Here is a 16,076-nt window from a genome sequence, read left to right on the forward strand (position 1 = left end):
TTCTAATTTACGAATTAATTAACTGAATTACAAATGTTTATTTACTTCTGAAAGTGCCTTTGTGGTGCATGGCCCGGATGTTTTATTCCGGCAACATGGATTTTTCCTATTTGTGCAGTTCCAGTAATCGTGCTACGTATTTCCCTACCACGTCAAATTCCAGGTTAACGACGGAGCCTATCCTGTAATTTCTGAAATTTGTATGTTCGTAGGTATAGGGAATAATGGCCACACTGAAAAAATCGGCCCCGGAATCCACGACCGTAAGGCTGGTACCGTCAATTGTTATGGAGCCTTTTTCTATGGTGATATTGCTGGAGGACGGGTCGTAGGTGAAGGTAAAGGACCAGCTTCCGTTAGCGTTTTTTATATCCGAACATACCGCAGTCTGGTCTACATGTCCCTGAACGATATGCCCGTCCAGCCTGTCCCCCAGTTTCATGGCGCGTTCCAGGTTGACGGTGTCTCCTTTTTTCAGGTTTCCCAGTGAAGACCGTTCCAGTGTCTCTTTTATGGCGGTTACGGTGTATTCTTCCCCGTCCAGGGAAACTACGGTAAGGCATACGCCATTATGCGAAACGCTCTGGTCTATTTTTAACTCTGAAGTGATACTGCTTTTGATAGAAATGTGCAAATTGTCCTTTTCCGGAACAAGATTTGTTACTGTTCCGAGTTCTTCGATGATCCCTGTGAACATTCTTTCGTATTTATTGGTTAATTTTGCTAGGTAAAAGTAAGGAATATAAAAACGACCCCGGATGATTCCTTTTATAAAATTTACATAAATATTGTACATGAAAACAAAGAACAACATACGAGTAGGAATTTCCATCGGAGACATTAACGGTATAGGCGGGGAGATCACCCTTAAGGCTTTTGAAGACAGCCGCATGCTGGAATTCTGCACTCCGGTCATATTTGCGTCCAATAAAGTCATTGCTTTTCAGAAAAAACATTTCGGGCTGGAAGTCAATTACAATGGTGTGCATGAAGCTTCCCAGGCAGTAGAGGGCAAGGTAAATATTGTGAATATATCGAAAAATGCCCCCAAAATAGAATTCGGAAAAGAAACGGAGGAAGCCGGGAAATACGCTTTTTTGTCCCTGAAGGTAGCCGTGGAGGCATTAAAGAATAATGAAGTGGATGTCCTGGTAACGGCCCCGATAAACAAACATAATATTCAGTCCGAGGAATTCCGTTTTCCCGGGCATACCGACTACCTGGCCAAAGAGCTGAATGGGGAGGCCCTGATGTTTATGGTTACCGAAGACCTGAAGGTAGGGCTTATGACCGATCATATTGCCGTAAAAGACGTCAGTGAAAATATTACCAGGAACCTCATACTGAAAAAGGCTGCGAAAATACACGATTCCCTTATCCGGGATTTCCGTATACGCAAACCTAAAATCGCCGTATTGGGTATTAATCCCCACAGCGGGGATAACGGGGTTATAGGGACAGAAGACGATACGGTGCTCAAACCTGCGGTGGCCGAACTTTTTGAGAAGGGGATCATGGCTTTTGGTCCTTATTCTGCCGACAGCTTTTTCGGTTCGGACAGTTATAAGAAATTCGATGCCGTATTGGCGGCCTATCATGATCAGGGGCTTATCCCTTTTAAAACACTGTCTTTCGGGAAAGGGGTGAACTATACGGCCGGACTTGACAAAGTGAGAACATCTCCCGATCACGGAACGGCTTACGAAATCGCAGGTAAAGGAGTGGCGGATTACCAGTCATTCAAGGAAGCTGTGTTTACCGCAATCCAGATATACAGGAATCGGGAGGAGTATGAAGAACTCACTTCCAATCCGTTGAAAAAGGCTTCAGGGAACAACAGGTAGTAGTGTCATATTTCAGGGATACGGTCTTACGGGCCGGGAAATTTAACCGGTTAGCCTCTTGTCATGGAAACTTAAAATTGTTAATGCCGGTATTTTGGAGTTGTTTTCCGTTTTGTTTCCGTATTTTTGAGTATACAGGGTAACGGATACCCGATGAAAAATGCGCTGAAAAGTGCCGTATTTTTATCATTTTTTTGTTTCCGTAGAAGATCGCGGTAAAAAAGGAATGGAAAAAATAAAGATAGTAAGTTGGTCATTAATAAAAATTTATATCTTTGCACACCCGTTCCGATACCGGAAGGTCAGGAACGAGATGCGGAGATAACGGAGGTTTAAGATGAAGAAGTTCAAGGAGTTCGATATCCCCTTTGCGGGATTGAAGCAAGGAGAACACCGGTTTGGTTATCGTATTGATAATTTGTTCTTTGAAGGGTTTGACTACACTGATTTTAACGATGCTTCGTTGAAAGTAGATGTGGTCTTGCACAAGAAAAGCAATATGCTGGAGCTGGACTTTGCCGTAAAAGGTACAGTAAATGTAAATTGTGATCTTTCCAATGAGCCTTTTGATCAGAAGATAAAAGGGTCACTTGACCTTATAGTGAAGTTCGGGGAAGAGTACAACGATGAAAATGAGGAAATTCTCATTTTACCACATGGGGAACACCAGGTAAATGTAGCACAGTATATTTATGAGATGACTGTACTTTCCGTGCCGGCAAAAAAAGTGCATCCGGGAATAAAGGACGGGAGTCTCGATTCGGAAATTGTGCGGAAACTTACAGAATTACAACCGGGTACGGAAAAGGAAAAAGACGAAGAAACAGATCCAAGGTGGGACACACTGAAGAAGCTGTTAACTGATAAATAAGAAAGCGAAATTTTAAAATAGACGAAAATGGCACATCCTAAAAGAAGACAGTCTAGTACGAGAAGAGATAAAAGAAGAACGCACTATAAGGCGACTGCTCCTCAAATTGCCGTAGATTCTACTACAGGTGAGGCTCATCTTTATCACAGAGCTCACTGGCATGAAGGAAAATTGTATTACAGAGGTAAAGTGTTGATCGATAATTCTGCCGAAGAAGTAGCATAGTAATTACGGTCCTAAAAAGTAAAACTCTCACGGTGTGGGGGTTTTTTTTATGAAGAAATATTTTTCTAAATAGTAAAAACCAACTATTTTGCACCGATATTCAAAGAAAATTAATAATTTCACAGAGCGGAAATCCCGTGAGGCACAGGGATATGCATGTTTGATTTTACGGGAGACGGTGTGGTTTTAATTTGGTTTGATAGTAGAAATTAAGATAGAAGAATACCAAAACTCAATGGTCGTGCCGGTCCGGAATGGATAAAAAGAGCATTGATGAGCGTATGTTTTGTATTAATTTTTCTTCGGTTTCGCAGTTTTGGTATAAACGAAATTAGACTATGAGTAGAAAAACAGCAGCAATTACCGCTGTAGGAGCATACGTTCCGGATTTTGTGTTATCCAACCAGATATTGGAAACCATGGTAGAGACCAATGACGAATGGATAACCACGCGTACAGGTATAAAGGAAAGACGTATTCTCAAAGACAAGGACAAGGGGACCTCATATCTTGCCATTAAAGCTGCGGAGGACCTTATTAAAAAAGCAGAAATCAACCCGGAAGAAATAGATCTTTTAATAATGGCTACGGCTACGCCTGACTTGCTGGTGGCATCCACAGGGGCGTATGTGGCAACGGAAATCGGGGCGGTTAACGCCTTTTCTTATGATTTACAGGCCGCTTGTTCCAGTTTTCTTTATGGAATGTCTACCGCGGCAAGCTATATCGAATCCGGAAGATATAAGAAAGTATTGCTTGTCGGTGCGGATAAAATGTCCTCGATTATAGATTATACCGACCGGACTACCTGTATTATCTTTGGTGATGGTGCCGGAGCTGTCCTTTTTGAGCCCAATGAAGAAGGACTTGGACTTCAGGACGAATACCTCAGGTCGGACGGGCACGGAAGAGCTTTCCTGAATATGAAAGCCGGAGGCTCACTTTTGCCGGCAAGCGAAGAGACCGTACGGAATAAGCAGCATTATGTTCACCAGGACGGAAAAACCGTATTCAAATTCGCCGTGTCCAATATGGCTGATGTTGCCGAAAAGATTATGCAGAAAAATGATCTCACCAAAGAGGATGTCCAATGGCTGGTGCCTCACCAGGCCAATAAAAGGATTATCGATGCTACCGCCGGGCGCATTGGCCTGGATGAGGAAAGGGTAATGATTAACATTGAGAAATACGGAAATACTACGTCCGCAACGCTCCCCTTACTGTTAAATGATTACGAAAATCAACTGAGAAAAGGAGATAACCTTATATTTGCTGCCTTTGGAGGTGGTTTTACCTGGGGTTCCATTTACCTCAAGTGGGCATATGACCCCCGGGAACACTAAGTGATTCGTCCCGTTAAGGGAAGTAGATAAAAGACTTAAAATACTAACAAAACGAATAATCATGGATCTAAAGGAAATTCAAAATCTGATCAAGTTTGTTGCCAAGTCGGGTGCCAGTGAAGTAAAACTGGAGATGGATGACGTTAAGATTACCATTAAGACTGGTACGGAAGGAAGCACATCAGAAACCACTTACATACAGCAAGTTCCGGTAGCCCCGACTGTTCCGCAGCAACCGATGCAACAGCAGGCCCAGGAACAAGCCGCTCCTGCCAAACCGGCCGAATCGGCTCCGGCGGAAAGCGATAAATACATTACCATAAAATCTCCTATTATCGGGACTTTCTACAGAAAACCTTCTCCGGATAAACCGACATTTGTTGAAGTCGGGAGCACGATTAAACAGGGAGATGTCTTATGTGTCATCGAAGCCATGAAATTGTTTAATGAAATAGAATCGGAGGTTTCCGGAAAGATCGTAAAAGTGTTAGTAGACGATTCCTCACCGGTAGAATTTGATCAACCCCTTTTCCTTGTTGACCCATCATAAGAAATTTTAAATTTCAACAGATGTTTAAAAAAATACTGATAGCAAACAGAGGGGAGATAGCACTTCGTGTCATCCGTACATGTAAGGAAATGGGGATAAAAACCGTGGCGGTATATTCCACTGCCGATGCCGATAGCCTTCATGTCCGTTTTGCCGACGAAGCGGTTTGTATAGGCCCTCCCCCGAGTAACTTGTCCTACCTGAAGATGTCCAACATCATTGCTGCTGCAGAGATTACCAATGCAGACGCCATTCACCCGGGATACGGATTCCTTTCCGAAAATGCCAAGTTTTCCAAAATATGTGCAGAACACGATATAAAATTTATCGGGGCATCTTCTGATATGATCGAAAAAATGGGAGACAAGGCTACGGCCAAAGCTACCATGAAAGAGGCCGGAGTACCTACGGTACCCGGTTCTGACGGCCTTGTGGAATCTTATGAGCAGGCGGCAAAACTTGCTAAACAAATGGGATATCCCGTAATGCTGAAAGCCACTGCCGGAGGCGGGGGTAAAGGAATGCGTGCCGTGTGGAAAGAGGAGAACCTTAAAAAAGCACTGGAAAGTGCGCAGCAGGAAGCCGCTGCAGCTTTTGGTAATGACGGTATGTACATGGAGAAGCTTATCGAAGAGCCCAGGCATATTGAGATCCAGATAGTAGGAGACGCATATGGTAAAGCATGTCACCTTTCTGAGAGAGACTGCTCCGTACAACGGCGCCACCAGAAACTTACCGAAGAAACCCCCTCCCCTTTTATGACGGACGAACTCCGCGAAAAAATGGGAAAAGCAGCTGTGAAAGCAGCAGAATATATAAAATACGAAGGTGCCGGTACCGTGGAATTTCTTGTGGATAAACACCGGAACTTCTACTTTATGGAGATGAATACCCGTATTCAGGTAGAGCACCCCATTACCGAACAGGTTATCGATTACGACCTTATTCGTGAGCAGATACTGGTTGCCGCAGGAGTGCCGATCTCAGGTAAAAATTATATTCCTAAACTGCATTCCATCGAATGCCGTATCAATGCCGAAGATCCTTATAACGATTTCCGTCCTTCACCGGGAAGGATCACTACACTGCATGCTCCGGGAGGACATGGGGTACGGCTGGATACACATGTGTACAGTGGTTATGTGATTCCGCCGAACTATGACTCCATGATCGCCAAACTCATTACCACGGCGCAGACCAGGGATGAAGCTATAAATAAAATGAAGCGTGCTTTGGATGAATTTGTGATCGAAGGAATAAAGACCACAATACCTTTTCACAGGCAATTGATGGACCACCCGGATTATATAGCGGGTAATTACACGACCAAGTTCATGGAAGACTTTGAGATGAAGCCCGCAACGGAAGAGTAAATCTTATCCTTCCGCCGGCAGATAACATATTGTTGTTTTATACATAAATAAAAAGGCCTGAGAAGTGATTTTCGGGCCTTTTTTATGAAGTGGATTCGCTGTATCTGTTGCAGGAAGGATATCTATATTTCGTATTTCTCCAGTATATTCCCCAGTCTGTCATGCAGGGTTTTTATATCTGTTTTCCCTTTATCATATTTTTCCAGTTCCCGATAGATCTCCATACACTTGTTGATTTCGTGTTTCATCTCGTCCGGAAGTTGCTCCAGTTCCTTTTTGTGTTTACCAATCATAATTCTAATGCCGTAATAATTAATCCCCGATCCCGGGTGAATGAAACAGGCCGTGAACCCTTTTTTCATTCCTACCTCATTTATTAACCTGGTGCTATGAAAGCACTATCACATAACCATAACCTTTAGGCTTCCTTTTATGGAAAGGCAGCAAAGGTCTGAGAAGCCGGAGGGGTAGTAAATTACTTCTTGAAAAAGGCAATAACGGTAAGTTAAAGAACTAAAGTAAATATCTGTGGTTGGTATTCAGACACTTGTCCGTCACAAAAATATATTTTTTATACTATAAAACAAATCCCTATCGATAATGTATGGTTAAAACGGGAAGAATTGCGGAATTATGAATGAAGCCGTAAGCCAGGTAATAATATTGAGTGGTGTCCCTATTTTCAGAAAGTCATTAAATTTATAGTTTCCGGGGGCATAGACCATGGTATTGGTGGGATAACTCACAGGAGTCATAAAGGTCAGGGAGCAGGCAAACATTACGGCAATGAGAAAAGGCCTTTCACTTACATCCATGGCCGAAGCAAGGCTTATGACTATGGGGGTCATAAGGGCAGCGGTGGCCTTACTGGAGAGCACGTTGGTGGACAGGAAGGTAATGAGGTATAAAAGGCTGAGTGTAATACGCGGGTCATAATGTCCCAAGCTCTGCTGTATGAAAACGGCTATTTTCTCTGCCCCTCCCGTTTTTTCCAGTGCCGTACCCATAGAGAGGACACCTGCCATCATAAAGATCACCTTCCATTCTACCGCTTTGTAGGCTTCCTGGGGTTTCAGTGTTCCCGTGGTTATCAGCAGAAGAGAACCTATCATACTGCTTATGAGGATAGAAGTCAGGTGGAGTGCTGCAGCAAGTACTACGCCCAGGGCAATGATCAGGGCCGGGATTACCTTTCGGAGGTTTGTTTTGCTGCTTTTATGTTCGGAAAGTGTAATGACCAGTCCCTGGGCAGACAAGGCTTCCATCTCTTCTTTGGAACCCAGTATGAGCAGCATATCTCCCTCAAGGAGTTTGATATCCGGCAGGTTTTCGAGAAGTAATTCGCCCCTGTGCCGCATGGCCAGTACAGACGATTTGTACTTTCGGCGAAAATTGATAGCCCTAAGCGAACTTCCGGCAAGAACGGAGCCAAAAGGGATGATGGTCTCATAAAGGCTCCTTTGGTTCTCCGGGTTTTTAAAACCGTAGTCGGAAAGGTCCCCCCTGATCTTATATCCTTTTATATTGCGCAGGTCATTTAAGGTGTCGGAAGGCAGAATGACCTTTAAGATGTCGCCTTCCAGGAGTATAGTGTCCGGCCTTATCTCAAACAGTGTTTTATCCTCCCTCTGTATGCCCAGTATCTGTGTATTAAATTCCCGCGCCAACCTGGACCTGAAAACGGGCTTGTCCAGATCGGGACAACCCTTTTCCACATCGATCTCCGTTACATATTTTTCGGCTTCTTCACTAAGACCGGGGGTAATACCATCCCGTTTCGGAAGTAAAAGAGGACCTATAAAGACAAGATAAGCGAAGCCTATCCCGGTAATGCAGAGTGCTGCCAGGCTGAATTCGAACATGCCAAAACCGTCCAGGCCGTATTTTTGCGCATAGCTGCTCACCAGGATATTGGTGGAAGTCCCGATAAGAGTACAGGTGCCTCCGAAGAGTGCAGCGAATGCAATGGGGATGAGCAATCTGGAAGGACTTATCTCACTTTCCCGGCAGACCTTGAGGGCTACCGGAAGCAATAGTGCCACAACGGCCGTATCGTTTACAAAGGCAGAAAATATGGCAGCTGTGAGGCAAAAGATAACGAGGGCAGAAAAATAATTGATCCGGGCAATCCGCACCAGTTTTGCACTTATACCATCCAACAGGCCCGAATGGAACACACCGGCACTGACCACAAACATACATCCCAACGTAAGCGTGGCAGGATGGTTGAAACCGGAAAAGCCTTCTTCCGGACTAAGCACGCCGGCAACAATAAACAAGGCCATAATAAGAATGGATGTAGTGTCTATGGAAAAATAATCCTTAACGAAAAGAAATATACCTATGGCAATAATAATCAAGGTAATGACAAGATCAATATTCATGCTTTCTGGTTAGGACTTTGCAGAATCTAATATAAAACAAAAAACCGGACAGCAATTATGGGCGTACGGGATATTTGTGTGAAAACGGACGTATGGTAAATTTTTGACAGGGAATAACCGTAATCCGGCCGGGGAATTAAATACTGCTTTGGGCCGGAAGGCCCGTAGCAGCATTTTTATTTTCTGTATGTGCTTTATGAGGAGACGTTGATGATATCGAAATCCGGCTTATTGAGGTTTGCAGCGGGGGGGTAAATAATAATCTTGTTGTTATTAAAGTACTTTTCCAGTTTTGAAGGGAGGTTGTCTAAAATATTGATATGAGAAACGGTCCCCTTTCTGGTGGAAATGAGTATAAAGAGGTCTTCCGGCAATAATTCTTTGGACAGGATAAGAAAATCCTCCCAGTTTTCCAGTTCACGGAAATGGCTGCTGGCATTGGATTGCCTGCGCTTTTCGTATCTGAGGATCGCTTCCTGTGTGGCTTTGTTACAATTGTAAATAACGGGAATACTCAATTCCTGTGCAAGCCTGGATATTTTTCCTGCCCATTGTTCGAACCCTTTTTCCAGTTCTGCCAGTGGCGGAACGGCAACAAATATTCTTTTGTGGTTAATGAGCGGGGTTTTAAAATCGCATATAAAGAGGGCCTTATTGGTATAGGTAAGGATGTGCTCCATCTTTTCTCCTATGAGCTTATCGATAAAGCCTTTTCTCCGGGGCCAGCCCAATATTATGATATTGGCCATGACCTCTCTCGCGGTCCGGGCAATACCGCTGGATGCATTAAAATCTATAGTGGCAATAACCTTGGCTTTTGTTTCGGAAGCTGTGGCATCTTTAATATAATTCTCCAGTTTATTTTTGGCCTTGGTAAGGTTTTTTTCTGCTTCCTGATTGTTGGGTACTACGGTAAGAATGGAAAGCGGAGAAGCGGATTTTTTGTCTTTGATAAGTATGGCAAATTCCAGTGCCTTGTCCATATTATGCGTATTGGCAATGGGGAGGAGAATATGTTCGTCATACAGGAGGGTGTTTCGGGGCTCTCCGGGTTCGTTATCTGAAGCTACTACGATTTTCTTGGCTGCTTTTTCGGTGGCAAGAGAGGCTACGATACAGGTTATTAATATAAGGATTACGGTCCCGTTCAGGATGTTTTCATCGAGGATGTCTGCTTTGTAACCTACCAGGATAACGGCAAGGGTAGCGGCTGCGTGTGCACTGCTCAGCCCGAAGATCAACTGTCTCTGGTGTGCGGAATATTTAAAGACAACCTGGGTGAGGAAGGAAGCCAGCCATTTTCCGCAGAGAGCTACGACAGAAAGTGTTCCGGCCACGATCAATGCCATCGGCCCTTTGAGAATAACACTCAAGTCTACCAGCATCCCTACACTTATAAGAAAAAAGGGAATAAAAAGGGCATTTCCTATAAATTCAATCCTGTTCATCAGGGCCGAGGAATGTGGAATGAGCCTGTTAAGGGCGAGCCCCGCTACGAAAGCTCCTATGATGGGCTCCACTCCTGCGATTTCGGCAAGAAAGGCAGCAAAGAAAACAATGGATAATACAAAGATGTAATGGGAGTGTTTTTCGCTTTCCAGTTTTCTGAAGAACCACTTGGCGATCCGGGGTATGACGAGGAACATAATGGCCGAAAAAATGGTAAGGGATATTACAAGCCTTATCCAGAATTCGCGGGTGAGCCCTCCGTCATGCGCCCCCATAATAACGGCGAGAATAATGAGTACCGCCGTATCTGTGAGTATAGTGCCCCCGACAGTTACGGCCACGGCCTGGTTTTTGGATACCCCCAGTTTACTCACTATGGGATAGGTGACCAGGGTGTGGGTGGCAAACATACTTGCCGTTAAAAAACTGGCATTGAAATCATACCCCAGGAGGTAATGACAAACAGGAAATCCCACGCCCAGAGGTATAATAAAGGTAAAAAAACCAAATAAGACACTTTTGTTTTTGTTTACTTTAAACTCGTTCATGTCCAATTCCAGCCCGGCAATAAACATAATGTATAAGAGCCCGATAGTGGAGAAAAGGTCAACTGCCGAATTTTTGGCCAGAAGGTTTAATCCGTGAGGGCCAATCAGTACACCCGATAAGATCAATACGATAATCCCCGGAATATTAAGACGCCTCAGGAGTATGGGAGAAATAAGTATGATCAGGAGAATGAGCGTAAAGGCCAGTACGGGATTTGCCAGCGGTAACTCAAACTCATGCATCAGGTGTTCAAAGAAGGTGTCCATAAGAAATAATTAAATGACTATAATGAGGGGAAACGGTTTTTTCTTCTTTATCTAAACTAACTAACTACACTTTTTCGGGAGATGTACCGGGTTATTTGATATAATGGACTTTATATCCCGGTTCTAATTCCGCTCCGTAATGATATATATACAATTTTCCCTCGCCGTTCTCATAGAAAACAGGAAGTACATCTCCCTCTTTTCCGGATAATTGTTTCAGGAAATTCCTGGAAGATATGTTTTCGGATATTTCAACACTGACTTCTTCGAAATCTTTATTTTCCAGTTTATAGTCCCACTTGTAAGGATCGGTTTTTTTGGCAAAAATTGTGGATGCTCCTATCGGTTCCAGCAATTCTACATTCGCACCCTCCGAAGAAGGGGTAATGGAAACGTATATGTTAGGGATACCTATGCCTTCACTGGCGAGTTGTGCGGCAAGTACATTGATCTCACTATTGTTGGTAAGGCTGACGAAAGTACCGGCTTCATGTCCCCCGGCTTCAATGATGGCCTCTTCTTTTAAGGCATTTCCCTGTATACAGTTCAGACCGAGGTTGTTGGCACGGATACAGTTGTCAACGTTGGAATCGATGAGAGATACCGGAGCTTTCCCGGAAAGTTTTTTGGCAATATATAGAGATAAAGGGCCTGCCCCCAGAATAAGGATTCCTTGTTTTTCAGATGAAGAAAGGACCAGTTCCCCCCTGTTACGGAGCCATTTGGTGGTCCAGGTAAGCAGGACGGGAACGGTAGCGGTGGTAAAGATGGCCATGAAAACGAGAATAGAAAAAATCTCATTGTCTATAAACCCCATATTAAGGGCAATACCCGCTATGACGATTTCTACTGCTCCCCGCCCGTTCATTCCGGTACCCACCGTAATACCTTCTCTCCATCCATTGCCACTTGGCAGGTAAAACAGGGCCGTTCCGAATACTTTTCCTAATACGGCAACTGCAAGTATGACCAGCAGTAAAGTCAGGTTGTTCTGGAAAACATCAAAAGTTACATTATAGCCCGCAGTAACAAAAAAGACAGGGGCCAGAAAACCTATGGAAATATCATAGAAAACCTTATTCAGCTCTTTGGAAAGCCTCCGGTCAAAGATGCTGTCCCTTAAAAACAATCCGGCGATGAATGCCCCCAGAATGGAGTGCAGCCCCGCGAGTTCCGCGAGTTCTGCAAAACCTATGGCGATTATGAGCATAATGGTAAAATACAGGGTACGGTTTGTAAAACCTGCTTTTTCCAGTTGTTTTCCCAGGAAGGGAAGAATATAGACTCCCAGCAATCCGGTGACGGCAAAGAAAAGAAGGGCTTTCCCGGTAACTATAAGTATTTCCAGGAGCTCAACACTTCCGGCATCCGCAAAGCTAATGATCCCTGCAAAAATAATGAGCGCCAGTGTATCTGATATGAGCGCTCCGGCCATGAGCACATGGGCAATACGGGTATTGAGCAGCTTCAGGTCTACCAGGATACGCGATTTTGTGGCCAGGGAGGTTACGCCCACAGCAATGGCGACGAACAGCGCCCCCATTTTGGTACCGTCGAATGCCAGAACGGCATAATACCCCAGGGCAAAGGGAACGAGAAATCCGCCCAGGGCAGCTAACAGTCCCGCCCGGGATGCCTTGCCCAGTTCGCGGAAATCAATTTCCATACCTATGTAAAGCATCATGAGGATTACCCCCATTTCGGCAAGTACTGCAGTGGCTTCGGAAGGAGCAAGAACTCCGAGCAAAGCAGGACCGAATACGATACCGGCTATCAGTTCTCCCAGAATGGACGGATAGCCAAGACGTGTAGCAAGAGAGCCTCCCATCCATGCTACTACCAAAACTAAAAGTAAATTTAACAGTTCTAACTCCATATAATTACTGTGTTATTGTGATCTCCGGGATTTGTACGGGAAATTATTCTTCCGTATCCCTGGGTCTGTGATGAAATCGTTTCAGGCTCTTTTTGAGTAACAGAAACCTGTATATCCCGATAATGAGGAATATAACACTAAGAAAGAGTGATAATATCCCGAGATATTGCAGGTTATAGAAGTCGTCCAGTTGTATGAAAGTGATCCCGCCCAGAATAAGATACAGGGATGTCCGGATATACGACAACAGCGTCCTCTCGTTGGAGAGTCGTGTGCGTTCCACAGACAGGTAATCCCTGAGGATCATATCTTCATCCCGCTCAAAATCGCGGCCAAATCGCAAAAGTTGCATTTTTCGGAACGGGACTAGTTTTTTCATGGTTACAAGTGATTTGAAGTTTATTTCCGGGAGAACTCGGGTTAACCGATACGGCGAAAACGGGTTGTTTTTTCCGTATGTTCCCGGACCTGCTTCAGCATTAAAAATAGCGCAATATTTTAGAATAGCCATACATATGTATTTTAAATATCTGATAAAGTAAAAAAATGTTAAAAAAGACCCAATAAAAGACAGCTTTTTGATATTTTCTTCAATGGTTTTGTTATTTTGCGGGCTATTTGGCCCCTCGGCTCCGCTCGGGGACCGGGAGAATTTTGAATGACATAGCCAAACCTGCGACTTGTAACCTGAAAACCTGAAACCAAATAACATGCAGTTATATCCCATAGAAACAGGAAATTTTAAGCTGGACGGCGGGGCCATGTTTGGCGTGGTGCCAAAGTCTTTATGGAACAGGACCAATCCTGCGGACGAAAACAATATGATAGATATTGCCGCAAGGTCGCTTCTTATAGAAAACGGGGACAGGCTTATTCTTATAGATACCGGTATGGGTAATAAACAATCCGATAAGTTCTTCGGTTATTATTACCTGTGGGGAGACGATACGATAGATAAGTCTCTGGCAAAATACGGTTTTCACCGCGATGATGTTACTGATGTGTTTATGACTCACCTGCATTTCGACCATTGTGGCGGTAGTATTCAGTGGAATAAGGACCGTACGGGGTATGAACCCGCTTTTAAAAATGCCAGGTTCTGGAGCAATAAGGCACACTGGAAATGGGCTACCGAACCCAATGCCCGTGAAAAAGCCTCTTTTCTCAAAGAAAACATACTACCTCTTGAAGAAAGCGGACAACTGTCGTTTATTCCCGTTCCCGAAAAAGGCTCCCGTTACCTCAAAAACTCAGCACTGGGCTTTGACATTCTTTATGTGGACGGGCATACGGACAAACAAATGATCCCCGTTCTGCAATACAAAGGAAAAACCCTGGTCTTTATGGCAGACCTGTTGCCTACGGCAGGCCACATCCCCCTGCCCTATGTGATGGGGTATGATACCCGGCCTTTACTTACCCTCGAGGAAAAAGCAGATTTCCTGAACAAAGCGGCTTCGGAGGAGTTTTATCTGTTCCTGGAGCACGATGCCCATAACGAAATATGCACCCTCAAACATACCGAAAAAGGAGTCCGTCTCCGCGAAATCCACACCTTTGATGAGGTGTTTAACTAAATGAAATGACCGGAAAATACCCGGTCCGATAAAACATCAATTTATTATGAACCTTACAAGATCATTTCTTTTGCCGGTTTCGGCAGCTTTTTTGCTCGCAGGTTGCGGAACTGCGGCCATTGTTTCTACGCCGATAGAAAATATAGATTCGGTACCTCTTAAAGTAGCCGATCTCAATGAAAATGAGTTTAAGACCTGGCCTCATGCAGACCTCATAGCAGACACTATCCCGGGGATGAGTGTGAACAAGGCATATGAAGAGCTTCTGAAAGGAAGAAAAGGAGTGAAGGTAATTGTCGGAGTGGTGGATTCCGGTGTGGATATAGAACACGAAGACCTGAAAGACGTAATCTGGATTAACGAAAAGGAAATTCCGGGGAACGGTATCGATGATGACGGTAACGGTTATGTTGATGATATTCATGGCTGGAACTTCCTCGGAGACGCCGTACACGAAAATATGGAGTACGTGAGGATACTGAAGAAAGGAGACGATGGATCGGCAGAATATAAGAAAGCCAAAGCCGAATATGATAAAGAACTCCAGGAGGCAAAAATGAATAAAAACCAGTATGAGCAGATACTGCAGATGGTGAAGAATGCCGATGAAACGGTAAGGGAGGAACTTCAGAAAGAAGATTATACCAGGGAAGATATTGAAAAACTTCCTTCGTCCAATCTGAAACTGGTACAGGCAAAGGCATTTCTGACGAATATTATGTCTGTGGATACTTCGCTGGGATCTGTTAAGGAATTGAAAAAAGAGCTGGAAGAAGGTATCAAACATTTCAGCGATCAGTTGAATTATAACCTGAACCTGGATTTTGACGGAAGAGGCCCCGTAGGCGATAACCCCGATGACATTACCGATACGGATTACGGAAACAATAACGTCATAGGACCGGATAAAGAAGAAGCCAAACACGGAACCCACGTTTCCGGTATCATTGCCGCCGCGAGAAATAACGGGTTAGGGATGAACGGTGTGGCCAACAATGTAAAGATCATGGCGGTAAGAGCAGTGCCGGGCGGAGACGAATATGATAAGGATATTGCCCTGGCTATCCGCTATGCGGCAGACAATGGAGCGAAAATCATCAATACGAGTTTCGGTAAGTATTATTCTCCGCACCCTGAGTGGGTGAGAGATGCCATCAAATATGCCGGAGAAAAAGACGTGCTTATTGTTAATGCCGCGGGAAATGAATCCAAAGACCTGGACAAAACCAACGTATATCCTAACGATGCCGTAGATAACGGAGATGAAATTGCAGACAACTTCTTGACTGTAGGAGCATTGGACTATACCTATGGACCGGAAATGGTCGCTGAATTTTCCAATTACGGAAAGAACAACGTGGATGTTTTTGCGCCGGGGACCAAAATATGGTCTGCCGTACCGGGTAGCAAGTACGAATTTCAGCAGGGAACATCTATGGCGTCTCCCGAAGTGGCCGGTGTTGCAGCATTAATACGTTCCTATTATCCGGACCTTACGGCACCTCAGGTGAAAAAAATAATAATGCATTCAGGACTTACGGCAAAAACAAATGTCATCCTCGAAGGTGATCCTGAGAAAAAACAGCCATTCTCAGAAGTATCCAGGTCCGGAAGAATGGTGAACGCGTATAACGCCATTATCATGGCCGACAAGGTATCGAGGAAAAAGCTGGACCTGTAGGAAAGTTCGAATGTCCCCGAAACTACCTGCTTTATCTGAAAAATACCTGACTTGCCTGCCATGCACAGTATAGATGTAAAAATAAGAC

At 44.3% G+C, this 16,076-nt stretch carries 14 protein-coding genes; 8 read left to right on the top strand and 6 right to left on the bottom strand.

Annotated features, from left to right (window positions below):
• Positions 1–106: 106 nt before the first annotated feature.
• The gene (locus ED312_RS01740; RefSeq protein WP_123214301.1) at positions 107–697 is read right to left on the bottom strand and encodes a riboflavin synthase; all 591 of its coding nucleotides are present in this window, start codon (positions 695–697) and stop codon (positions 107–109) included.
• A 97-nt stretch (positions 698–794) separates the two neighbouring features.
• Between ED312_RS01740 and pdxA the strand changes: the two genes are divergently transcribed.
• The 6 genes from pdxA to accC all read left to right on the top strand — a co-directional run bounded on the left by pdxA (position 795) and on the right by accC (position 6,206).
• Entirely contained in the window at positions 795–1,844 is a 1,050-nt protein-coding gene (gene pdxA / locus ED312_RS01745; RefSeq protein ID WP_123214279.1) for a 4-hydroxythreonine-4-phosphate dehydrogenase PdxA, read from the top strand.
• Positions 1,845–2,181: 337 nt separating this feature from the next.
• Positions 2,182–2,715: a YceD family protein gene (locus ED312_RS01750; protein WP_123214280.1), complete on the top strand. Its 534-nt coding sequence runs from the start codon at positions 2,182–2,184 to the stop codon at positions 2,713–2,715.
• 27 nt (positions 2,716–2,742) lie between these two features.
• A complete protein-coding gene (gene rpmF / locus ED312_RS01755; protein ID WP_123214281.1) occupies positions 2,743–2,940 on the top strand; it encodes a 50S ribosomal protein L32 in 198 nt (65 codons plus the stop codon).
• Between the two features lie 338 nt (positions 2,941–3,278).
• Entirely contained in the window at positions 3,279–4,283 is a 1,005-nt protein-coding gene (locus ED312_RS01760) for a beta-ketoacyl-ACP synthase III (RefSeq protein ID WP_123214282.1), read from the top strand.
• A gap of 61 nt (positions 4,284–4,344) precedes the next feature.
• Positions 4,345–4,833: an acetyl-CoA carboxylase biotin carboxyl carrier protein gene (accB, locus tag ED312_RS01765; protein WP_123214283.1), complete on the top strand. Its 489-nt coding sequence runs from the start codon at positions 4,345–4,347 to the stop codon at positions 4,831–4,833.
• A 20-nt stretch (positions 4,834–4,853) separates the two neighbouring features.
• A complete protein-coding gene (gene accC, locus ED312_RS01770; protein ID WP_123214284.1) occupies positions 4,854–6,206 on the top strand; it encodes an acetyl-CoA carboxylase biotin carboxylase subunit in 1,353 nt (450 codons plus the stop codon).
• A gap of 122 nt (positions 6,207–6,328) precedes the next feature.
• Here accC and ED312_RS01775 read toward each other — a convergent pair whose 3' ends face one another.
• The 5 genes from ED312_RS01775 to ED312_RS01795 all read right to left on the bottom strand — a co-directional run bounded on the left by ED312_RS01775 (position 6,329) and on the right by ED312_RS01795 (position 13,109).
• Positions 6,329–6,568 carry a hypothetical protein gene (locus ED312_RS01775; RefSeq protein ID WP_123214285.1) on the bottom strand — a complete coding sequence of 80 codons (240 nt, stop codon included), beginning with the start codon at positions 6,566–6,568 and terminating at the stop codon, positions 6,329–6,331.
• Positions 6,569–6,814: 246 nt separating this feature from the next.
• Entirely contained in the window at positions 6,815–8,590 is a 1,776-nt protein-coding gene (locus ED312_RS01780; RefSeq protein ID WP_123214286.1) for an SLC13 family permease, read from the bottom strand.
• Positions 8,591–8,784: 194 nt separating this feature from the next.
• Positions 8,785–10,854 carry a cation:proton antiporter gene (locus ED312_RS01785; RefSeq protein WP_123214287.1) on the bottom strand — a complete coding sequence of 690 codons (2,070 nt, stop codon included), beginning with the start codon at positions 10,852–10,854 and terminating at the stop codon, positions 8,785–8,787.
• A 91-nt stretch (positions 10,855–10,945) separates the two neighbouring features.
• Entirely contained in the window at positions 10,946–12,730 is a 1,785-nt protein-coding gene (locus ED312_RS01790) for a monovalent cation:proton antiporter family protein (RefSeq protein WP_123214288.1), read from the bottom strand.
• A 43-nt stretch (positions 12,731–12,773) separates the two neighbouring features.
• On the bottom strand, positions 12,774–13,109 hold the full coding sequence (locus ED312_RS01795) for a DUF202 domain-containing protein (protein ID WP_240642991.1): 336 nt from the start codon (positions 13,107–13,109) through the stop codon (positions 12,774–12,776).
• 331 nt (positions 13,110–13,440) lie between these two features.
• Between ED312_RS01795 and ED312_RS01800 the strand changes: the two genes are divergently transcribed.
• Both ED312_RS01800 and ED312_RS01805 read left to right on the top strand, forming a co-directional pair.
• Positions 13,441–14,307 carry an MBL fold metallo-hydrolase gene (locus ED312_RS01800; RefSeq protein WP_123214289.1) on the top strand — a complete coding sequence of 289 codons (867 nt, stop codon included), beginning with the start codon at positions 13,441–13,443 and terminating at the stop codon, positions 14,305–14,307.
• Positions 14,308–14,353: 46 nt separating this feature from the next.
• Positions 14,354–15,988 carry a S8 family peptidase gene (locus ED312_RS01805; protein ID WP_123214290.1) on the top strand — a complete coding sequence of 545 codons (1,635 nt, stop codon included), beginning with the start codon at positions 14,354–14,356 and terminating at the stop codon, positions 15,986–15,988.
• Positions 15,989–16,076 lie beyond the last annotated feature (88 nt).

The sequence above is a fragment of the Sinomicrobium pectinilyticum genome (assembly GCF_003725735.1).
Lineage (GTDB): Bacteria > Bacteroidota > Bacteroidia > Flavobacteriales > Flavobacteriaceae > Sinomicrobium > Sinomicrobium pectinilyticum.